Source organism: Tardiphaga sp. 862_B3_N4_1 (assembly GCF_051811085.1).
Lineage (GTDB): Bacteria > Pseudomonadota > Alphaproteobacteria > Rhizobiales > Xanthobacteraceae > Tardiphaga > Tardiphaga robiniae.
Window position 1 is genome coordinate 782,777 of record NZ_JBPWQB010000002.1, and the last position, 21,689, is coordinate 804,465.

At 61.8% G+C, this 21,689-nt stretch carries 19 protein-coding genes and 1 tRNA gene; 6 read left to right on the top strand and 14 right to left on the bottom strand.

From position 1 onward, the window contains the following. Positions 1-309 precede the first annotated feature (309 nt). The 7 genes from AB8B02_RS20935 to AB8B02_RS20965 form a co-directional block, all read right to left on the bottom strand. Entirely contained in the window at positions 310-2,310 is a 2,001-nt protein-coding gene (locus AB8B02_RS20935; protein WP_439065066.1) for a methyl-accepting chemotaxis protein, read from the bottom strand. A 281-nt stretch (positions 2,311-2,591) separates the two neighbouring features. Continuing rightward, a complete protein-coding gene (locus AB8B02_RS20940; protein WP_439065067.1) occupies positions 2,592-4,595 on the bottom strand; it encodes a methyl-accepting chemotaxis protein in 2,004 nt (667 codons plus the stop codon). A gap of 88 nt (positions 4,596-4,683) precedes the next feature. Then, the gene (locus tag AB8B02_RS20945) at positions 4,684-6,714 is read right to left on the bottom strand and encodes a methyl-accepting chemotaxis protein (protein WP_439065068.1); all 2,031 of its coding nucleotides are present in this window, start codon (positions 6,712-6,714) and stop codon (positions 4,684-4,686) included. A 316-nt stretch (positions 6,715-7,030) separates the two neighbouring features. Continuing rightward, complete coding sequence (locus AB8B02_RS20950) at positions 7,031-7,762, bottom strand: amino acid ABC transporter ATP-binding protein (RefSeq protein WP_120288011.1); 732 nt, start codon at positions 7,760-7,762, stop codon at positions 7,031-7,033. A 51-nt stretch (positions 7,763-7,813) separates the two neighbouring features. Continuing rightward, positions 7,814-8,506: an amino acid ABC transporter permease gene (locus tag AB8B02_RS20955; RefSeq protein ID WP_068728918.1), complete on the bottom strand. Its 693-nt coding sequence runs from the start codon at positions 8,504-8,506 to the stop codon at positions 7,814-7,816. A gap of 3 nt (positions 8,507-8,509) precedes the next feature. Next, positions 8,510-9,241, bottom strand: a complete 732-nt coding sequence (locus AB8B02_RS20960) for an amino acid ABC transporter permease (protein WP_068728920.1) — start codon at positions 9,239-9,241, stop codon at positions 8,510-8,512. A 248-nt stretch (positions 9,242-9,489) separates the two neighbouring features. Then, complete coding sequence (locus AB8B02_RS20965) at positions 9,490-10,407, bottom strand: amino acid ABC transporter substrate-binding protein (RefSeq protein ID WP_093757187.1); 918 nt, start codon at positions 10,405-10,407, stop codon at positions 9,490-9,492. 161 nt (positions 10,408-10,568) lie between these two features. Between AB8B02_RS20965 and AB8B02_RS20970 the strand changes: the two genes are divergently transcribed. Then, positions 10,569-11,987, top strand: coding sequence for a DHA2 family efflux MFS transporter permease subunit (locus tag AB8B02_RS20970; RefSeq protein WP_439065069.1), 1,419 nt, complete (start codon positions 10,569-10,571; stop codon positions 11,985-11,987). On the opposite strand, the gene AB8B02_RS20975 is transcribed toward AB8B02_RS20970, so the two are convergent. The 3 genes from AB8B02_RS20975 to cpdR all read right to left on the bottom strand — a co-directional run bounded on the left by AB8B02_RS20975 (position 11,947) and on the right by cpdR (position 13,503). Continuing rightward, positions 11,947-12,768 (bottom strand): gamma-glutamyl-gamma-aminobutyrate hydrolase family protein, encoded by an 822-nt coding sequence (locus tag AB8B02_RS20975; protein WP_120287183.1) that lies wholly within the window; start codon positions 12,766-12,768, stop codon positions 11,947-11,949. The genes AB8B02_RS20970 and AB8B02_RS20975 overlap by 41 nt on opposite strands. Before the next feature lie 172 nt (positions 12,769-12,940). Next, positions 12,941-13,015 (bottom strand) — tRNA-Val (locus AB8B02_RS20980). A gap of 128 nt (positions 13,016-13,143) precedes the next feature. Further along, positions 13,144-13,503 (bottom strand): cell cycle two-component system response regulator CpdR, encoded by a 360-nt coding sequence (gene cpdR / locus AB8B02_RS20985; RefSeq protein ID WP_015669438.1) that lies wholly within the window; start codon positions 13,501-13,503, stop codon positions 13,144-13,146. Between the two features lie 292 nt (positions 13,504-13,795). Here cpdR and AB8B02_RS20990 point away from each other — a divergent pair, with 292 nt between their 5' ends. The 3 genes from AB8B02_RS20990 to hisN all read left to right on the top strand — a co-directional run bounded on the left by AB8B02_RS20990 (position 13,796) and on the right by hisN (position 16,477). Then, a complete protein-coding gene (locus AB8B02_RS20990) occupies positions 13,796-14,683 on the top strand; it encodes an N-formylglutamate amidohydrolase (RefSeq protein WP_120287184.1) in 888 nt (295 codons plus the stop codon). Between the two features lie 227 nt (positions 14,684-14,910). Beyond that, positions 14,911-15,075 (top strand): Flp family type IVb pilin, encoded by a 165-nt coding sequence (locus AB8B02_RS20995; protein ID WP_175367776.1) that lies wholly within the window; start codon positions 14,911-14,913, stop codon positions 15,073-15,075. A gap of 619 nt (positions 15,076-15,694) precedes the next feature. Beyond that, positions 15,695-16,477, top strand: a complete 783-nt coding sequence (gene hisN, locus AB8B02_RS21000; RefSeq protein ID WP_120287185.1) for a histidinol-phosphatase — start codon at positions 15,695-15,697, stop codon at positions 16,475-16,477. Positions 16,478-16,487: 10 nt separating this feature from the next. Here the strand turns inward: hisN and AB8B02_RS21005 are convergent, their stop codons facing one another. Continuing rightward, positions 16,488-17,381 carry a LysR substrate-binding domain-containing protein gene (locus AB8B02_RS21005; protein ID WP_439065070.1) on the bottom strand — a complete coding sequence of 298 codons (894 nt, stop codon included), beginning with the start codon at positions 17,379-17,381 and terminating at the stop codon, positions 16,488-16,490. A 94-nt stretch (positions 17,382-17,475) separates the two neighbouring features. Between AB8B02_RS21005 and AB8B02_RS21010 the strand changes: the two genes are divergently transcribed. Next, positions 17,476-18,228 carry a sulfite exporter TauE/SafE family protein gene (locus AB8B02_RS21010; protein WP_120288012.1) on the top strand — a complete coding sequence of 251 codons (753 nt, stop codon included), beginning with the start codon at positions 17,476-17,478 and terminating at the stop codon, positions 18,226-18,228. Here the strand turns inward: AB8B02_RS21010 and AB8B02_RS21015 are convergent, their stop codons facing one another. Both AB8B02_RS21015 and AB8B02_RS21020 read right to left on the bottom strand, forming a co-directional pair. After that, positions 18,229-18,867, bottom strand: coding sequence for a LysE family translocator (locus AB8B02_RS21015; protein WP_120287187.1), 639 nt, complete (start codon positions 18,865-18,867; stop codon positions 18,229-18,231). A gap of 12 nt (positions 18,868-18,879) precedes the next feature. Next, positions 18,880-19,827 carry an alpha/beta fold hydrolase gene (locus AB8B02_RS21020; protein ID WP_120287188.1) on the bottom strand — a complete coding sequence of 316 codons (948 nt, stop codon included), beginning with the start codon at positions 19,825-19,827 and terminating at the stop codon, positions 18,880-18,882. Positions 19,828-20,040: 213 nt separating this feature from the next. Here AB8B02_RS21020 and AB8B02_RS21025 point away from each other — a divergent pair, with 213 nt between their 5' ends. Next, entirely contained in the window at positions 20,041-20,517 is a 477-nt protein-coding gene (locus AB8B02_RS21025; RefSeq protein WP_439065071.1) for an Hsp20 family protein, read from the top strand. 119 nt (positions 20,518-20,636) lie between these two features. Here AB8B02_RS21025 and AB8B02_RS21030 read toward each other — a convergent pair whose 3' ends face one another. Then, on the bottom strand, positions 20,637-21,479 hold the full coding sequence (locus AB8B02_RS21030; protein ID WP_439065072.1) for a hypothetical protein: 843 nt from the start codon (positions 21,477-21,479) through the stop codon (positions 20,637-20,639). Positions 21,480-21,689 lie beyond the last annotated feature (210 nt).

Consider the following 21,689-nt stretch of genomic DNA (forward strand, 5'->3'; position numbering starts at 1 on the left):
ACCTGCTCATGGGCAGGAACCTACCACCGCGCTTCTGACACAAACGTTAACGCGCCGATGATGCAATCACTCAAATTGAGCCGGTACCGCAATGGTCGTCGAGCAATTCGGACTTTTCAGACAGTGATGGAGTTCGAGTTCAGGCATCAGAGGTTCTGAATTAACAATCTAAAATTGCAACCTCATCATGCGATTCCCTGCACGCGATATTTCGAGGCCCTGAATTCTCTCGGAGCATACAGCGGCTTGAGTGGCGGTGTGCGGAGAACGCACCGTTACTCAAGCCAGTGAATTGCGATGTTGGAGAACTCAGGCCGCGCGGACCGAGTTCAGGAAGCGACTGACTTCATGCTTCAGACGGTTGCTATCTGACGAGAGCGACTGCGCTGCCGACAGCACCTGAGACGACGCGCCGCCGGTCTCGCTCGCGCCGCGCTGCACGTCGATGATGTTGGACGAGACCTGCATCGTGCCTTGCGCAGCCTGCTGCACGTTACGGGAAATCTCCTGCGTCGCCGCGCCCTGCTCTTCGACAGCCGAAGCGATCGTGGACGCGATCTCCGACATCTTGCCGATGGTCGTGCCGATCTCGCGGATCGCCGAGACGGAATCATCGGTCGCAGTCTGGATGCTCGCGATCTGCTGGCTGATCTCGCCGGTGGCCTTGGCGGTCTGCTCGGCGAGCGCCTTCACCTCGGACGCGACCACTGCGAAGCCGCGGCCGGCGTCTCCTGCACGCGCAGCCTCGATGGTGGCGTTGAGCGCCAGCAGGTTGGTCTGCCCCGCAATGGTGTTGATCAGCTCGACCACCGCGCCAATGCGGCCGGCAGCTTTCGACAACTCGCCGACGCGATCATTGGTCTTCTGAGCCTGGTCCACGGCCTCATTGGCAATACGCGCGGATTCCTGGACCTGACGGCCGATCTCGGTGATGGACGAGGCCATTTCCTCAGTGGCGGACGCCACCGACTGCACGTTGGTGGAGGCTTCCTCCGACGCCGTCGCGACGACCGTGGTGAGCTGCTGCGACCGATCCGCTGTTGACGTCAGCGTGCTGGCCGAGGCTTCCAATTCGGTCGACGCGGACGACACCGCCTCGACTATTTCACCGACCGTACCTTCGAAATCGTCGGCGAGCCGGATCATGTCCTGCTTGCGTTGCAAGGCCGCCGCCTGATCCTGCGTGATCCGTGCCTCGGCTTCCGCCTGGGCTTTCTCTTCCGCCTTGACCTTGAATGTCTCGACAGCCTGCGCCATGTCGCCGACCTCGTCCTTGCGGCCGAGCCCCGGCAGCACCACGCCGAAATTGCCCTCGGCGAGCTGCTTCATGCCCGCCGTCAGACCCGACAGTGGCCCGATGATGCCGCGCGCGATCAGGAACGCAATCAGCAGACCGGTGATGGTCGCTGCGCCGGCCACGATCTGCTGCAGCGTGATCGTGCCGGAAATGCGCTGCTCATTGGCTGTCGTCGCGCTCACGACCTCCTGCTGGATCGCTGCCTTGATGCCGTCGGTCTTGCGGATGGCGCTGACCACCATCGGAGTGATCGAGTTGTAATAGAGTTGATCCATCTTCAGCAGGTTGTTGGACGCCTTATCGAACACGCTGGAGTAGCTGACCAGTCCCTTCTTGATCGACTCGAACAGCGCCGCAAGGCTTGGCGGCATGTCGAACTTTTCCATCTCGGCGATCTGTTGCTGCGCATTCTTCACGCTGTTCGCGAACAGCGTCACATTGTCCTGATCGCGGCCGGCAAAGAACCGCCAGTTCGCCATCTGGACCAGGAGGGTTTCGGATTGCAGCGTCGTCGACCCTTGCGCAAATGGTGAGCTGCGGGTCGAGAGCACGAGCTTCTTCAGGTCCGTCTGAAGCTTTTCACCTTCGGCAAGCAGTGCCTTGCGGCCGTCGATCATCTCCTTGACGGTGTTGCCGAGATCGACTCGCTTGCTCTTCAAATCATTGATCGTCTTTTCGACCTCGCGATAGACCCCCCGACGCTCCTCCGAGCTCGCCTTGATCGTCTCTTCCAGCACACCACCGACCTGAGTCAGCAGCTTTTCGGCTTCAGCGAATGACGCCTCGTCCTGATCGAATGTATAGCGCAGCATCGCGCGGCGAAGCGCCTGGAGTTCCGCCGAAATCTCCATCGAGCGCATCGCATTGGCGGACTGGGCATTCATCGCCGAGACGTCGTCGCGAATTTCCGTGAGTTTCCACACCGCGAAACCCGCCATGGCCAACCCGAACAGCACGAGCGCACCGAAGCCCCCATACAGCCTGCCACGGATGCGGAGATTGAATAGCGACATGCGACATGCCCTTCTTGGGAGAACCACTGACAGCCAACCTTGCACGTCGCGAATCGCACCCGCAACGCAAGAGGCAATCTCGAATCCGATCATCGTCAGGTTGCGAGAACTTCAGGTTAATTTCAGCCGCGCAAACGCTTTAAAGTGGAATGACTTTTTGTCGCGCGTGTCATCGTTTGACTCACCAAAACAAACAGCCCGGATGCGATGACGCATCCGGGCTGTTTGCTAGTTGTATCTTATTCGTCAGGCGAACGCGCGCGATCGTGTGACGTTTTGTCCTATGCCGCGCGAACGGAGTCCAGAAACTTGCCGACTTCGCGCTTCAACCGCGCGCTTTCGCCGGACAGCGATTGCGCAGCGGACAAGACCTGCGACGACGCTGAACCCGTGTTGCTCGCGCCGCGCTGCACATCCAGAATGTTCGAGCTCACCTGCATCGTGCCTTGCGCGGCCTGCTGAACGTTGCGCGAGATCTCCTGTGTCGCCGCACCCTGCTGCTCGACGGCAGATGCGATGGTCGACGCGATCTCCGACATGCGGCCGATGGTGTCCCCGATTTCCTTGATGGCGCCGACCGACTCTTCAGTCGCGGCCTGGATGCCGGAGATCTGGTGACTGATGTCGCCGGTTGCCCTGGCCGTCTGTTCGGCGAGCGCCTTTACTTCCGATGCAACGACCGCGAAGCCGCGACCGGCATCGCCGGCGCGCGCCGCTTCAATGGTGGCATTGAGCGCCAGCAGATTGGTCTGGCCGGCAATCGTGTTGATCAGCTCGACAACATCGCCGATCCGCGCGGCCGCCTTGGCAAGCTCAGCCACGCGATCATTGGTCTTGCGGGCCTGTGCCACCGCGGAGTTGGCGATATTGGCCGACTCCTGAACCTGACGGCTGATCTCGTTGACCGAGGACGACATCTCCTCGGTGGATGACGCCACCGCCTGCACATTGGTCGACGCTTCGTCGGAGGCTGCGGCCACGATGGCGGTGAGCTGGCGGGATTGCTCGGCGGTCGCAGTCAGTCCGCCCGCCGATTCTTCGAGCTGGCTCGAGGCCGATGACACGTTCTCGACGATGCTGCCGACGGCGCCCTCGAAATCGTCCGCGAGACGGATCATGTCCCGGCGGCGCTGAATCGCTGCCTGCTGGTCCTGCGTCAGCTTGGCTTCGGCTTCGGCGCGCGCCTTCTCCTCGGCTCGTACCTTGAAGGTCTCGACCGCACGCGCCATGTCGCCGACCTCGTCCTTGCGGGCGAGACCCGGCAGCACCACGCTGAAATCCCCGTCAGCGAGCCGCTTCATGCCAGCCGTCAGGCCCGACAGAGGGCCAATAATGCCGCGCGCGATCAGGAAGGCAATCGCTAGACCGACCACAGTAGCGACGCCGGCCACGATCTGCTGCAGCATGCTCGTCGTCGACATGCGGTTGCTGGTTGCGGCGACGGTTTGCGACTGAACCTGCTGGATGTCGGATTTGATGGTCTCGACCTTGCCGATCGCTTTCACGACGGTCGGGCTGATCGACTTGTTGAAGATGCCATCTGCCGTCTGCAGGCTGGCGGCAGCCTTCTCGAACTGGGCGGCGTAGCTCTTCAGGTTGCTGCGGATAGTGCCGAACAACGCACTGAGCGTCGGCGGCATCTGCATCTTCTCCATCTCGCCGATCTGCTGCTCGGCGATGCGGACGTGATCCTTGAACGATTCGATATGTTTCTCGTCGCGGCTAACGAAGAAGCGCCAATTCGCAATCTGCACCATGAGCGTATCGGATTCGAGCTTGGTCGAACCCTGGCCATACATGGTGTTGCGCGTGCTGATCACCAGTTTGCGCAGGCTGGATGACAGCTTGTCGCCGGCTTCCTGCAGCACTTCCCGGCCGGCGACCATCTGCTTGATGGCCTCGCCAAGCGCCTGGCGCTGCGCCTTCACGTCGGCAACGTCCTTCTCGATGGTGCGGTAGGCGGCGCGGCGCTCTTCCGAGCGGCTGGTCTTGATCACCGTATCCAGGCTGGCGGTGACCCCGGCGAGACGCTTGTCGGCATCCGCAAGCGCCGCTTCATCCTGATCGAACGAATAGCGCAACACGGCACCGCGGATCGCGTGCAGTTCGGAGGCGATCTCCGAGGCCCGGATCGTGTTGGCCGAAAGAATGTTCAGGGAGTCGACCTGCGTTCCAACTTCCGTCATCTGCCAGACGGCAAATCCCGAACTGGCGAGACCAAACAGGACCAGCGCGCCGAAACCACCATAGAGGCGACCGCGGATACGGAGATTGAGCAGCGACATCATTGGCTTCCTAGGTGGGATCTGATCTGGCTTCGGCGACGGGCGCCGTCTTCGTTGCTGCTTCCCCCATTATGGGAGGAGCATGAATTTATGCGGCCCGGACGGAGTCCAGGAACTTGCCGACTTCGAGCTTGAGCCGCGCGCTTTCGCCGGACAGCGACTGCGCCGCGGACAGCACTTGCGTCGAAGCTGATCCGGTCGCGCTGGCGCCACGCTGTACATCGGTGATGTTCGACGTCACCTGCATCGTGCCCTGCGCTGCCTGCTGAACATTGCGCGAGATTTCCTGGGTTGCCGCGCCCTGCTGCTCGACGGCAGAGGCGATGGTCGAGGCGATCTCGGACATGCGGCCGATGGTGTCACCGATCTCCTTGATGGCGCCGACGGATTCCTGGGTCGCCGCCTGGATACCGTTGATCTGGTGGCTGATGTCGCCCGTCGCCTTGGCGGTCTGTTCGGCCAGCGCCTTCACCTCGGACGCAACCACCGCAAAGCCGCGGCCCGCATCGCCGGCGCGCGCCGCTTCGATGGTGGCGTTGAGCGCCAGCAGGTTGGTCTGGCCGGCAATGGTATTGATGAGCTCGACGACATCGCCGATCCGGGCCGCTGCCTTGGCGAGCTCGGCCACACGCTCATTGGTCTTGCGCGCCTGCGCCACGGCCGAGTTGGCGATATTCGCAGATTCCTGGACCTGCCGGCTGATCTCGTTGACCGATGACGACATCTCTTCGGTCGATGACGCAACCGCCTGCACATTGGTGGATGCCTCGTCCGATGCAGCAACGACTGCAGCGGTCAGCTCCTTGGCCTGTTCGGCTGTTGCCGTCAGCGCGCCCGCGGACTCCTCGAGTCTGTTCGACGCCGAGGAGACGTTGTCGACGATATTGCCGACGGCGCGTTCGAACGTCCCGGCGAGCTCGACCATTTCGCGCTTGCGCGACGCCGCGGCCAGATTGTCCTGATCGACGCGGGCCGACGCCTCGTCGCGTGCCTTCTGTTCGGCATTGGCGCGAATGACCGTAACGGTCTTGGCGATATCGCCGATTTCGTCGCCACGCTTGGCGCCGGGGATGACGACATCGAGATCGCCGGCCGCCATCTTGCCCATGGCGCCGTTCAGGCGCGTCATCGGCCGTGCGACGCCGACAAAGGAGAACACCATGGTGCAGATCAGCACCAGCACGACCGCGAGGCCGAGCGCGAGATTGACCTGGCCGGATCGTGCCATTTCCTCGGCGGCCTGCGCCCGGGCCTCTCCAACCGCAGCCTTCGCCGACGAGACCGATTGCGCGACCAGTTGAGATGCTGCCACAGCGGCGGGCGTGATTTTGGTGCGGACGATATCGGTCTTCTGGTCGTTACTGCCGATCGCTTCATCGGTGGCCGTCATGAATTTCTTCATGTCGGTGCCGAGCTGGATCAGACCGCTCTGCACGAGCTCGCTGTCTTCGAACACGCTGGCCTTGGCCAGTGCGTCGGTCAGCACCTTGGCCCGGGTGATAATCTGACCCTTTTGCGTGACTTCATTCATCGACGCATAACGCCATGCGGCTGCCTGCACAGCGTTGATGGCATTGTCCGCGATCTTGAGCTGTCCATCGACTTCAGGCCAGTTCGTCGCCTCGGTCACGGCAGTGGTGAGGCGCAGCTGGTCGAGATGCCGGTTCCAGTCGATCACGGCGACGTTGCGGTTGCGATAGAGCTCGAGCAGTTTCTTCTGCAGACCGACGATCTCGTCGGCAGCGGCGAGATAGGTTGACGTCAGCGATTTAATCTTCGCGAAATTGTCCTTGTATTCCTGCCTGGTCGCCAGGGCGGACGCGGCATCGATGATGCGGTCCTGCGCAGCCTTGGCGGCCCTGATCTCGGCCGCGTTCTTGTCAATCTCGGGTGTCGTGATGGCCATGCGCAGGCCTTGACTGGCCACCTGCATGGCGCGCATCTGGCCGTCGGCCTCCATCGCGCTATCGGCGATTTTCTGCTGCACATCGGCCAGACGGTTGACCTCCGAGATCGCGGTCTCGGTCCTCATCTGGTTCGCCACGACGCCCGCCGAGAGCAAGATGCCAACGAGACCGGCAAGACCCAATTTGTTGCCGACACTGTTGATCTTGATCATGCGATGCACTTTCCGGAGAAGGGCCAAGTCAGGACGCGCGCAAGCATGGCTCGCGCAGCCTCGGCTCGGGTCGTTGGAAGACGGTCAGAGAAGCATTGGGCAGAGGCTGAGAACGTGGCGTCGTGGAATTGTCCGTGAGGACAAAGACCCGATCGCTCCGGTGGAGTTCAATCAGCGGACCAACAGGCCCTCGCCCTCACGGTTGAAGGATACCACTCCATTTCTGACACATTCGTTAATTGCCCCGTCATGCAGCATTCAAGAATCTGCATAAACTTGAGGCGCTTGCGCGATGCTGTATGCGCCCGCTCTTGCGTCAGTGCGCGAGGATCTTCGACAGGAACTGCTGGGCCCGATCGCTGCGCGGATGGCCGAAGAAGTCTTCCTTCTGCGCATCCTCGACGATCTCACCGGCATCCATGAAGATGACACGGTTGGCGACCTTCTTGGCGAAGCCCATTTCGTGGGTCACCACCATCATGGTCATGCCTTCCTTGGCGAGCTCGACCATGACGTCGAGCACCTCGTTGATCATTTCGGGATCGAGCGCCGAGGTCGGTTCGTCGAACAGCATGCAGATAGGATCCATCACCAGCGCGCGCGCAATGGCGACGCGCTGCTGCTGACCGCCGGAGAGCTGGCCGGGATATTTCTGCGCATGCGCCGTGAGGCCGACGCGCTCCAGCATCTTCATGGCCTTGGCCTTCGCCGCATCTTCGGAGCGGCCGAGCACGATGGTCTGGCCGAGACACAGGTTCTCGACGATCTTCAGATGCGGAAACAGTTCGAAGTGCTGAAACACCATGCCGACGCGTGAGCGCAGCTTCGGCAGGTCCTTCTTCATCGTCGTCACATTCAGTCCATCGACCATGATGGTGCCCTGCTGCACGGGCTCCAGCGCATTCACGGTCTTGATCAGCGTCGACTTGCCAGATCCCGAGGGACCGCAGACGACGACCACCTCGCCTTTCTCAACGGCCGTCGTGCAGTTCTTCAACACCTGGAACTGCGGGTTGTACCACTTGCTGACTTTTTCGATGGTGATCATGGGCATGATGAGCGACCGATAGTTGGAGGCAAAGACTGAAAGCGAAAGTGGCTAGCGGATGATGCTGATGCGCTTCTGCAAGCGCTTCACAAAGAATGACGCGGTGAAGCAGATCAGGAAGTAGACCAGCGCCGCGAACAGATACATTTCGGTGAGACGACCGTCGCGCTGTGCGACCTTGGACGCAGCACCCAGAAAATCCGTGATCGACAGCACGTAGACCAGCGATGTGTCCTGGAACAGCACGATGGTCTGGGTGAAGATCACCGGCAGCATGTTGCGGAACGCCTGCGGCAGCACGACATGGCGCATCACCTCGCGATAGTTGAGGCCGATGGCATAACCGGCCATCACCTGCCCCCGCGGCACCGACTGGATGCCGGCACGCATGATCTCGGAGAAATAGGCAGCCTCGAACAGCGTGAAGGTGACGATAGTCGAGGCGTAGGCGCCGACCTGTACCGGCTGATCGGAGCGGATGATCCACTGTCCGACATAGGGCATCAGGAAGTAGAACAGGAAGATCACCAGCACGAGCGGCAGCGAGCGCATCAGATTGACGTAGCTTACGGCGAAGCCCGACAGCACGGCACTGGACGACAGCCGCATCATCGCGATCAAGGTGCCGAGGATGAGACCGAAGACCGTCGCAATAGCCGTCAGCGTGAGGGTGAACGCCATGCCCTGCTGAAACAGGTAGGGCAGGCTACGCCAGATGACGTCGTAATCGAAATTGCTGAACATCGCTTATTTCCCCTCGTTGAAGCCGGGGATCGCCAGGCGCTTTTCGAGGATGCGCATTCCGATCGTCACGACGGCACTGAGGACGAGGTAGATGGCGGCCGCAGCCGAGAAGGCCTCGAACACCTGGAACGAGAACTCCTGCATGGACCGCGCCCGTGCCGTCAGTTCAAGCACACCGATGGTGAGTGCGGGCGCCGTGTTCTTGATGGTGTTGAGAAATTCGGAGGTCAGCGGCGGAAAGATGATGCGATAGGCCAGCGGAAGCAGGATGTAGCGATAGGTCTGCCAGGTGGTAAGGCCAATGGCCGTGCCGGCCATGCGCTGGCCCTTTGGCAGTGCATTGATGCCGGCGGTGATCTGTGCAGCGACACGCGAGGACATATAGAAGCCAAGCCCGAGCATCGCGGCGATGAACGGCCCGTTGCGCAGTTGCTTGATCCAGATGCCGAGATCGCCGGGCAAAAGTTCGGGAACGACGAAGAACCAGATGAACAACTGCACCAGCAGCGGAATGTTGCGGAACATCTCGATATAGGCATTGCCGACAAACACCGCCCAGCGCGCAGGCAGGGTCCGCATGATGCCGATCAGAGAGCCCATCACAAACGCGATGAACCAGGCGCAGAGTGCGAGCAGGATCGTGACCTGAAGGCCGCTCATCAGCGAGCCAAAATAGGTCCCCGTCGCATCAGGCGTCTGATCCCAGAAGATTCCCCAATTCCAGTTATAGTTCACGCATTCACCCCCACGCGCCGTCCACGCGAAAACCTGGCAACCTCAGGCAGAAACCCATGCAATGGCCGGGCCATTGCTTCTTCCCTCGCCCCGCCTGCGGGGAGAGGGTGGATCGAACGACCGAGGGTCGTTCGAGACGGGTGAGGGGGAGCCAGTGTTTTACTCGCTGCCTCCCCCTCACCCGTCTTACACGCGCTACGCGCATGTAAGACGACCTCTCCCCGCAAGCGGGGAGAGGTAAGCAAGAGTTAGTTGGCTGCGTAGGCGTCGGGATCAGGCGAATCCGACGGGCTGGCGAACGCCTTCTTCTGCTCGGCTCCCATCGGAACGTTCAGATTGAGGCCCTTGGGCGGAATCTTCTGCGTGAACCACTTGTCATAGATCTTGGCGCCTTCCGGGCTCTTGTAGAGCTCGGCAGTGGCCGCATCGACAACCTTCTTGAACGGCGCGTCGTCCTTGCGGAGCATGATGCCGTAGGGCTCAGCTTTCGAGAACGCGTCCTTGGAGATCACATAGGCGCTCGGATCGCGCGCACCGGCAGCAAGGCTGGCAAGCAGGATGTCATCCATCACGAAGGCCACAGCACGGTCGGTCTCGACCATCAGGAATGCTTCGGCGTGATCCTTGGCGGGAATGACGTTGATGCCGAGATTACGCGCGGCATTGGCTTCGGTGAGCTGCTTGATGTTGGTGGTGCCGGAGGTCGAGACCACCGACTTGCCCTTCAGATCGTCGATCTTGTCGAGCTTGGCGGCCTTCTTCGAAACGAAGCGGCTGGCCGTCAGGAAGTGCGTATTGGTGAACGCGACCTGCTTCTGGCGATCGGCATTGTTGGTGGTCGAGCCGCATTCGAGGTCGACGGTGCCGTTGGCAATCAGCGGAATACGGGTGGCAGAGGTCACCGGATTGAGCTTCACCTCGATCTTGTCGTTCTTCAGCTCTTTCTTCACCGCATCGACGATCTTGTAGCAGATATCCATGGCGAAACCGACGGGCTTCTGATTGTCATCCAGATAAGAGAACGGCACCGAGGAATCGCGGAAGCCGATGGTGATGGCGCCGGTGTCCTTGATCTTCTTGAGCGTGCCGGTGAGCTCCTGAGCGCCCGCCTGCGTCGTGCAGACCGCCGCGGCGATCATGGTCCCCAACAGATAAATTCGTTTCATAGTCCCTCTCCTCAACACAGTCCGATCTCACGCCGACGACTCTCTTACCGAGCGCCCCGGCACGACCGCCCGGGATGCTTGCACAATCGGGGCCAAAACGGAATTGCCCGATCGGAGGACAATGGTTTGTTCTGAGCTCCCGTTCCCCCTACAACCCGGTCATGAGTAACGCCTTGCATGCGCTTTGTGACGCAGGCGCCGCCGGCGCCACGGAAAAGATCGATGATATCAGCCATCCCGGCCTGGTGATCACCACCACGATTCTGGCCTCCAGCCTGGCCTTCATCGACGGATCGGTGGTGAATGTCGGACTTCCGGCCATTGCTGCGAGTTTTCAGGCCGATGCCGTCGACCTGCAATGGGTGATCAATGCCTATCTGCTGCCGCTCAGTGCACTTCTTTTGCTCGGCGGTGCAGCAGGCGACCGCTTCGGCCGCCGCAGGCTTCTGATCTGCGGAGTCGGCCTGTTCGCGCTGGCCTCGCTGGCCTGCGCTGTGGCGCCCAGCCTGCCTCTGCTGCTGGCCGCGCGTTTCCTTCAGGGCGTCAGCGCGGCGATGCTGATGCCGAACAGCCTGGCGATCCTCGGCCAGACGTTTTCCGGCGAAGCCAAGGGCCGCGCTATCGGCATCTGGGCTGCCAGCGGCGCTGCCGCCGGCGCGCTCGGCCCGGTGCTGGGCGGATGGCTGATCGACATCGGCAGCTGGCATCTCATCTTTCTCATCAATGTGCCGATCGCATTGGTGGCAATGGTGCTTGCCTGGCTAGGCATCCCCCGCGATCGACACGACAGCGACGAGCCGCTCGATAGTCTCGGCACCATCCTCGCGACTGCGGGACTTGGCCTGACGACCTGGAGTCTGACCGAAGCTACGTCACATGATTGGACGGGTTTCACGCTTGGCGCGCTCGTCGCAGGACTCCTGCTGTTGCTCGTTTTCGTGTGGGTGGAAGGCCGCAAAGGCGAACGCGCGATGATGCCGCTCGCACTGTTCGGGTCGGCGAGCTTCGTCGGCCTGACGCTGCTGACATTCTTGTTGTACGGCGCACTCGGTGGGCTGTTCGTCTTGATGCCTTTTCTCCTGATCGAAGCCGCCGGCTACACGGCGACACAGGCCGGTGCCGCGCTGCTGCCCTTGCCGCTTGTCATCTCTTTGACATCACCGCTTGCTGGCTCGCTCGCAGCCAGAACCGGCCCGAGGATCATGCTGACGCTGGGACCGGTGATTGTGGCGATGGGTTTTCTGCTGGCGCTCCGAATCGGTCCCGACACCAGCTACTGGACCAGTGTCTTCCCCGCCATGGTCGTCATCGCCATCGGCATGGCCGGCGCTGTCGCACCTCTGACGACGGCCGTGCTGATGTCCGTCGATGCGCGTCACACCGGGTCTGCATCGGGCTTCAACAGCGCGGTCGCACGCACGGGCGGTCTTGTGGTCACGGCGCTGATCGGATCGGTTATGGCGGCAAAGGGGCCGGCGCTGATCAGCGCCTTTGCAGCAGCGACGGTCGCGGGTGCTGTGCTCTGTGTCGCAGCCGCGCTCAGCGCATTCCTGCTGATAGCGGCGCGGCCGCAGCCGTGAAGGCCCCACGCTGCCTGCGAGCGGCCACTGCCTCGCCGAAGGCCTGAAACAGCGTCCGGTTGATCGGGTTGATCTGCGGATCATATTCGGCGTGCCATTGCACACCGAGCGCGAAGCTCGGCGCATCGGCAATGCGGATGGCCTCGATGGTGCCGTCCTCGGCAATACCCTCGATCACCACTCGCTCGCCAGGGACATCGATGCCCTGACCATGCAGGGAATTGACCGTGATGGTCTCGCGCCCCAGCAGGCTGGCGAAGGTGCCGTTGCTGGTCAGATGCACGTCGTGGCGATCGGCAAATACGACGGCCGGATCGGGATGGATCTCGCCGCTCTCGAGCCGCGGCATGCGATGATTGATACGGCCGGGAATCTCGCGGATCTCGGGATGCAATGAACCGCCGAATGCGACGTTCATCTCTTGCAATCCGCGGCAGATACCGAAAATCGGGACTCCGCGCGCGACACAGGCTTCGATCATGGCCAGAGCCACCGCATCGCGGCCGTTGTCATAGGGCTCGTGACGGGCATGGGCTTCCATGCCGAACCGGGTCGGGTGGACATTGGCACGCGCGCCGGTGAGCAGAATGCCATCGACCAGATCGAGCACCTGACCGATATCGGTAATGTCGGGGGTGCCGGCAAACATCATCGGCAGGGCATTGGCCACTTCCGCGACCGCACGAAGGTTGTTTTCTCCGACCGCCTGGACGGAGAACCTGTTCTCAATGCGATACGCGTTGCCGATCACGCCGATTACCGGCCGGGTCTTCGTTGGCATCAGCTTCCGGTCGAAAAATCCTGGACCATTGAGCTATAGCCGAGTCACGGCGTGAACACGACTGGTTCCGAAATAAAACTGTCACTAATCGGAGCATTAGGGAAAGAAACGTCTCCCGGCGCCTGAAAAAGCGCCAATCCGGCAGTTTTCGAAAGTGTAAGGTGCGTTTGGATGGTGGGCGCGACAGGGATCGAACCTGTGACCCCTTCCATGTCAAGGAAGTGCTCTCCCGCTGAGCTACGCGCCCTAAGAACCGGTCGTTACGGGTGTGGGGTCTATAACGGGTCAAACCCGGACAAGCAAGGACGGCGGAGGGCCAATCCTTGCCTGATTTGCAGGAAATCCAAGAAAGAAATCCAGGAAAGCGGGCTGCCCTCAGGCCGCCAGCATCTTGTTCACTTCGCTGACCAATTCGCGCAGGTGGACCGGCTTGGACAGAACCTTGGCGTTTTTCGGCGCTTCCGAGTCGGAATTCAGCGCCACGGCGGCGAAACCGGTGATGAACATGATCTTGATGTCGGGATCGAGTTCGCTGGCGCGGCGCGCCAGTTCGATCCCGTCCATCTCCGGCATCACGATGTCCGTTAGAAGCATTTCAAAGGGTTCCTCGCGGAGTCTCTGATAGGCTGACATCCCGTTATCGTGGTGCGACACCTGAAAACCGGCGTTTTCCAACGCCTTCACCAGGAAGCGGCGCATGTCGTTGTCGTCTTCTGCGAGAAGGATTTTGTGCATGGCGGTTGGACGTCGAACCCGAATGAGAGGACCTGTTCGCCCACTAAGCCCGAGGTCTGGTAAATTTCGGGTGAAGGTGATCAGCGCAGACTGTGCATAAGCGTCTCAAGATGGTGCGCCAGAACGTCGTGAAACACAACAAATGAGCGCGTTTCTCGCGATCGCCGCGCCTGCGGAAGGTTTTTAACTTGGCAGACTTGTTTCCGTTATCGACAATGCAGCCTCACAAAGCGCCGGTTTTCTGCCAGACTGGGCAAACCGAAGAACGCGGCTGCAGGGACGATGCGCGACGATGACCCAGTTTGACGGTGAGCTGTCGCCTCCCTTCGAGATCGTCGAGCCGGCCAACTGGCGCGCCCCGATCATTTTCAATTCCCCGCATTCCGGCTCGGTCTATCCGGCGGAATTCCTCAGCGCGTCCCGCATTGACGTGACGGCACTGCGCCGCTCGGAAGATTCGTTCATGGACGAATTGATCGCGGGATTGAGCGATCGCGGCTTCCCGGTGGTCCGGGTGCATTTCCCGCGCTCCTATGTGGACGTCAATCGCGAGCCCTATGAGCTCGATCCGCGGATGTTCAACGGCCGGCTGCCCAGCTTTGCCAATACCCGCTCGATGCGGGTCGCCGGCGGTCTTGGCACTATTCCCCGGGTGGTCGGCGACGGCCAGGAGATCTACCGCGAGCGGCTGGACGTCGATGACGCCCTCACCCGGATCGAGGCGTTGTACAAGCCGTACCATCGCGCCCTGCGCCGCCTGATCAACAAGGCGCACCAGACATTCGGCACGGTGATCCTGGTGGATTGCCACTCGATGCCCTCGATCGGAATTTCCCGCGAGGAGCCGCGCCGCCCGGACGTGGTCGTCGGCGACCGATATGGCACCAGCTGCGCCACTATCCTGGCCGAGGTGGTCGAAGACACATTCGGCGGCCTCGGCTATTCGCTGGGCCGTAACAAGCCCTATGCCGGCGGCTTCATTACCGAGCATTACGGCAACCCGGCCAGTGGGCTGCACGCCATCCAGATCGAGCTGAACCGGGCGATCTATATGGACGAACGCCGCCGTGAGCGAACCGCGCGCTTCGATCAGATTGCTGCCGATTTTACCGTCCTGGCCGATGCGCTGGCGAAGATCCCGCTGGACAGCCTCGGCCCGTTCCAGGCCGCCGCCGAATAGGCTGGGGCCGAACGGCTCGCCGGGGTTCGAACCTTCACTCAATCAGGTGGGGTATTTGGAACCGTGACCGCCGGGTCACGGCAGCGCTTATTTCGTGCGACAAATTGTCAATTTTCGCTGGATTTAGAGATGGGGCAGAGTTTTACCACCGGGATTAATGCAACTTTAGGTTATCCCCACCAGCGTGGTTCCGCGGATTGGAACCGCGTAAAATGGCAGGAGAGAACATGAAGAACATGATCAAGAAATTCTGGTCGGACGAATCGGGAGCGACTGCGATCGAATACGGGCTAATCGCCGCCGGCATCTCGCTGGCCATCATCGCCGTCGTCAACGGCCTCGGCACCAACCTCAACGGCAAGTTCACCGAGATCAACGGGTCGCTGAAGTAACCGCCACGACGTGGACACCGGCTTGAGGTTCTCAGCCGAATAAGTCTTGCTTGATGACTGACGTCGCAATGGGCCCGAGGCTGTCGGGGTGCCAGGCGACGAACAGGCCAGGCGACATAAAGACAATCGCCGGCAGCCACGTCGGCACGCCGTGATGCAAAACTCCTCCGACAAGAAAAAAGGGCCGCTTGCGATAGCAAGCGGCCCAAGTCTAGGGAGGAAACGCCCAAGGAGGGCAGCGATAGCGCAAGCGCTACCGCACCGCAACAATATGCAGCCGCGACGCACCAAGTGCAAGAGTTTTCGGGCAAATTTCCATGCAAATTTCGCATGGTGATCGCACCGTTCAGGCATAGGCGTCATAATTTCTATAAGGAAAATCAATGCGATATAGAAATGACAGTAGCTTTGACCTATTTAAGAAATGATCATATATTCATTCCATTGACCAATTTCTGATGCCGGGCATCAGGAATCTTAGGGAAATCGCAATCCGATTCAGTGCTGTGGCTTAGGGGAATCGCAGAGAGATTTCGATCACCGCAGATGCGAGTCGTTGCCCTGCGCTGTATAGGAAGCGACACGTCCCCATCCAGCAGCCGCAACAAAGGACCTCTCCGTGACGGTCATCGACTTCAACGCCTTCATTGGTCGTCTTGCGACCTCGTCGGGCGAGACCATCCTGCCGTTCTTTCGCACCTCGCTGAGTATCGACAACAAGAACAGCACCGATTTCGACCCGGTCACGGAAGCCGACCGCGCCGCCGAGGCGGTGATGCGCCGGCTGATCAAGGCCAACTTCCCCCAGCACGGCATTGTTGGCGAGGAATTCGGTACCGAACGCGAAGACGCCGAATATGTCTGGGTGCTCGACCCGATCGACGGCACCAAATCCTTCATCTCCGGCTTCCCGATCTGGGGCACGCTGATCGCGCTGCTGCATCGGGGCACACCGGTCTATGGCATGATGCACCAGCCCTATATCGGCGAGCGCTTCAGCGGCGACAGCGGCTCGGCGCGCTACCAGGGCCCCAACAACACCACCCGCAAGCTTGCCGTGCGCCGCTGCGCATCGCTGAAGGACGCCACGCTGTTCACCACCAGCCCGCGGCTGATGGGCGACGCCGATCGCGCAAAATTTCACGACGTCGAAAAAGGCGTGCGGCTGACGCGCTACGGCGGCGATTGCTATTCCTATTGCATGCTCGCCGCTGGCCATCTCGACCTCGTCATCGAGACCGAGCTGAAGCCCTACGATATCGCAGCCCTGATCCCGATCATCACCGGCGCCGGCGGCGTGGTGACAACGTGGGAGGGCAAGCCCGCGCAGAACGGTGGCCGCATCGTCGCCGCCGGCGACCCGCGCGTGCATGAGGCGGCGCTGAAGATCCTCAACGCCTGATCGGGAACTGCTACGCCCGCGCTGCAGCCCGCAGATGCTCGATCATCTGCTGCGCGGGACGGGATAACGTCTTCAGGCTGCGAAAGCAGATCGCCAGTCTGCGGTTCGCCCAGGGATCGCGAATGCGGATCAGCGCCAGCGCCGTTGACCGCGCGCAGCGCCGTGCGGCGACTTCCGGCACAATCGCAATGCCGACCCCCGCCGCCGCCATCTGACACATCGCATCGAAATCCCGCATCTGCGCTCGGTAGCGCAGTCGCGCGCCCAGCTTCGCCGCATATTTGCCGATGTGGTTCTGCAGCGCGGTCGCGTTGGTGAGGCCGATGAAGTCGCGGTCGATGATCTCATGGAAATCGATATGTCGCCGGCCGGCGAGATCGCTGCGCGGCGCCGTCACCAGCATCAGCCGGTCTTCGTTGAAGGTGAAGCGTTCCAGACTGTCCGGCAGCGTATGCTCGGCAGCGAAGCCGAAATCGGCGATGCCGGCGGCGATCGCCTGGGCGATATCGGCGCTCTCGCGCTCCTCGACCTCGAGGCTGACATTGGGGTGCTCGCGCAGGAAACTCGCGAGCGCCTTCGGCAGATGTTCGGACAAGCCCACCGTATTGGCCAGCATCGACACACTGGCCTTCATGCCATTGGCATAGGCCGCCATGTCGCCGCGCATGGTCTCGACATTCTGCATTACGATGCGGGCATGGCCGAGCAGGCTCTCGCCAGCCGCCGTCAGCGTAACGCCGCGCCGGCCCCGTTTCAGCAATGGCACGCCGATCGTCGCCTCCAGCCTCTTGATTCTCGCACTAGCCGAAGCCAGCGCCAGATTGGCAGCGGCAGCACCCGCGGTGATACTGCGCGCCTCGGCCACCGCGACGAACAGCCTGAGATCGACAAGGTCGGCATGCATGGTGTTCTCCGCGCCAGCCTTCGTTAAAGACGAAGGCTTTCTCCGTAACCTCCAGATTGTGCCTGTCCAGCCGATCGGTCAATGTGCCTGCATCATGTTCGATTCCTCACTCATTCTGATCGCTGCAGTCTTCGCGCTCGCCGGCTTCGTCAAAGGGGTCATCGGCCTCGGCCTCCCGACCGTTTCGATGGGCCTGCTCGCCGTCGCCATGCCGCCGGTGCAGGCGCTGGCCATCGTCATCGCCCCCGCGATCGTCACCAATATCTGGCAGACTTTCGTCGGCGGCTATTTGCGCGACATCATCCGCCGGCTGTGGCCGCTGATGCTCGGCACCGCTTTCGGTATCTGGAGCAGCGGCGGGCTGATGACCGGCCCCTATGCGCGCTACGGCACCGTCGTGCTCGGCATCCTGCTGGTGATCTATGGTGCCATCAGCCTCGTGAAATTCCAGCTAAGCGTCGCAAAACAGAACGAAGGGTGGGTCGGCGGCGTCGTCGGCCTTGTCACCGGTGTCGTCGCTGCCGCCACCGGCGTGCAGGTGATCCCGTCGATGCCCTTCATGCAGTCGATTGGCATGGAAAAGGACGAGCTGATCCAGGCGCTCGGTGTCTATTTCACCGTCTGTACTCTCGCACAGGCCTTCAACCTCTCCAGCGCCGGTCTGCTGAATGCCTCCATAGCGCTGTCGGGCCTCGTTGCCATGGTGATGGCCTTTGCCGGCATGTTCATCGGCCAGATGGTGCGTATGCGGATGCATCCCGACCAATTCCGCCGCTGGTTCCTGATCGCGATGATGCTGCTCGGCGTCTATCTGGCCGGCGTCGAGACGTGGGAAATTCTGAAGTAACTAACGCGTCTCCAGCATCGCCACGCGGATGCCGAGATAGATGAAGACGCCGCCGAGGGCGCGGTTGATCCACATCATTGCCTGACTGGATCGCCGGACGCGGCTGGCGGCTTTGGCCGCGACAATGGCCGTGCCGAGCCCCCAGATCGTGCCCGTGCTGATGAAGATCAGCCCAAGTACGATGAAAGCCAACGCCTTGCTGGGCGCATCCACGTCGACGAATTGCGGCAGGAAGGCGAGAAAGAACAGCGCCACCTTCGGGTTCAGCGCGTTGGTGAAGGCGCCCTGCCAGAACACCTGCCGAAGCGACAGCAGCGGCTTTTCCGCAGCGTCGTTCGTTGCAACTGTCGATGCCCGCGCACGCAGCATCTGCACGCCGGTGTAAAGCAGATAGGCCGCACCGATCCATTTCACCGCTGTGAAGGCATAGGACGAGGCCGCCAGCAGCGCCGACAATCCGACCGCCGCGGCGAACACATGGACGAGGCATCCCGCACTGATCCCCAGCGCGGCCGCGACACCGCCACGCCAGCCCATCTGCACGCTGCGCCCGACGATATAAGCCGTGTCCGGCCCCGGCGTGATGTTGAGCAGGATGCCGGACAGGATGAAGAGCCAGAGGCCGTGAATACCCAGCATAGGATGTGTCCGTTACTTAAACAGCGGCGTGCCCGGCACGAATGCGTCGAATGCCGCCCAGAATTGCTGCCGGTAGCGATCCTGTTCCTGCAGGATCTCGTGACGGGAGCCGGCGATCACCAGATGCGAGCCGGCACGCAGGTGATAGGCGAATTCCTCGATGGCCGGCGTCGACACCACCTGATCGTTGCTGGCCGCCAGCATCAGGATCGGCTGACGGATCTTCACGGGATAGCTGGCCTCGCGAAAGCCATGCATCCCACGGATCGCCGTATCGGCCCAGGCCACCGTCGGCGAGCCGATGCCGAGCGTCGCGTCCTCTTCGAGGATCGCCGCGTTGCGCGCATAGCGCACCGGATCGCTGGTCAGCTTGTTATTGGGGAATGACGAGGTCCCGACCAGTTCGCCATTGCCGCCGGGAATGTAGTTGCCGCCCTGCCCGGTCCAGCGCATGACACGCAACAGCAGCCGCGCCGGCAGTGAGGTCGAGCGGCCCGGCAGATCGATCATCGGCGCCGACAACACCATGCGATCGAACCAGCGCTTGCCGGAATGCGCCACACGCAGCATCACCGCACCACCCATCGAATGCGCTAGCGCGAAGTAAGGCGGCGGGCAATCCGGCATCACCACCTGCTGCACGAAACTTTCGACGTCGATCTCGAAATCCGAGAAGCTGCGCACATAGCCCTTGCGGCCATCCCGCAACTGCCGCGACGAATGGCCCTGCCCGCGCCAGTCGATCATGGCCACTGCAAAGCCGCGGTCGCGCAGGTCGCGCACGGTCTCGAAATACTTCTCGATATATTCGCCGCGCCCGCTGAACACGCAGACCGTGCCCTTGCGCCCGGTCGTCGGCGCCCAGCGCGCAAAACGTAGCTCAGCGCCGTCCGGCGTCTTGATGGTGCCGGACACGGCCCCCTCGGGAACGGGGTTGGCGGGAATGGAGACGAGCGTCATGGCGGGGGACCGGTTAGGCGAAAAACGCAGGATTTCAAGGGCAGGATTTCAAGGGCGGGAGACAAGTCGGCGCGAATCTTTCGGCCCCCCTTGCGAGCCGCCAGACCCCTCCCATATCAGCTTCATGCAGGCCTCTCTAGGCTGCATGACACGAAAGCCCGGCCCTTATGGCGGGCGGGTTATTGCAACAGTCGCTCAATGGAGGACTATTCTATGCGTAGCTATGATCTCACCCCGTTTTATCGTTCCACCGTCGGTTTTGACCGCCTGTTTAATCTGCTTGATCAGAGCACAGGTGACGCAGCGCCGGGCTATCCGCCCTACAATATCGAGCGCACAGGCGAGAACGAATACCGTATCAGCGTCGCCGTTTCCGGCTTTGCGCAGAACGAGCTTTCCATCGTCGCGAAGGAAAACACGCTGACGATCAAGGGCGAGAAGGCTGCCAACGAGAATGGCAGCAAGGCCGACGTGCTCTATCGCGGCATAGCCGCGCGCGCCTTCGAACGCGCCTTCCAGCTTGCCGATTTCGTACAGGTGAAGAACGCCTCGCTCGAGAACGGCCTGCTTCATGTGGACCTCGTCCGTGAGATCCCGGAAGCCAAGAAGCCGCGCAGCATTCCGATTTCCACCAGCGCGGTGAGCGCGCCGCAGGTGGTCGACGGCTCGGCCGAGAAAGTCGCCGCGTAACCGCGACTTTGTACTGAAGCATGTGAACTGAAGTAAGTGTAGTTGTAGAACGAAACGCCCCGGAGCGATCCGGGGCGTTTTTCTTGATTCCTCTCCAAGAGAAGTGCTGGAGGCCCGGACTATTCCAGCCCCTGAGCGGGCGGCGGCGTTTCCGCAGCCGGCGGTGTCGCAGGCTTTGCTTCTGTCGCCGGCGCAGCGACTGTCGGAGCAACAGCGTCCTTCTTCTCGGGCGCGGCCGGTGTTGCCGGAGCAGCCCCGGTCGTTTCCGGCGCCTTCGTCTCGGCCGGTTTCTGCTCCGTCACGGCCGATTGCTGCACGGGCGCAGCGGCGGGCGGCGTTTCAGGTGGTTTGACTGCGACCGGCTTGGTCTCGGCTGGCGTAACAGGCTTAGCCGGCGCCGCAACCGCGCGCACCGGTGGCCGCTTCGGCAGCGGCACGCTCGTCGTGCGGCTGGCAACCTTCGGCGCGGGCGTTGCCGTTCCGGCCGTAAACGGCGGGCGGCGATATTGCGGCAGGGTCGGCACTGCGCCTTGCGGGCCGTAGCGCGTGTCGATTTCCTCACTCATCCGGTCGCCCATGCGATAGGCGGGAATGAAGCGCAGAATCCGTCCGCTCCGCGCATCGATCACCAACCGGCCGTCCTCGCCGTCGAGGTCGATCGCCGAGACCGTGTAGATGAGGCCGCGTTGCTGCGGCATGCCGAGGGCAGAGAAGCCGGCCTCGCGCAGGATCGAATAGACCTCGCGCAGCGGCACCGCCAGATCATAGCCGCGGCGCAACACGCCGTAGGGGCGCGGCTCCGCATATTCCACGGGCGGCATGGCCGCATAGGGACCGCCGACATCGGATACCTGCGCCACAGCGGCAACGTCGCCGCGCATCGGCGGCAGCGCCTGCGCCTGTACAGCGCCACTCGCCAGCAACAGACCGGCCGAGGCCAGACATCCCACAAGTACCTTCATTGCATGCTCCTTCGACGCCCCCGCGCCCGGAGTGTGTTCAGCTCCCTGAACCTCTCGCTCTCATCCGTCCCGCTGCAGCAACCACCGCTGCCACAGGCGTTAACGGACAGTGCGCAACCTCACCGCTGAATCCGGCAGCCCTTGGGCCAGCCTTTGGCCGGAACGCGGCACCTCCGGGCTGAATGTGTCCACGCCAGCTTGGACAATTTG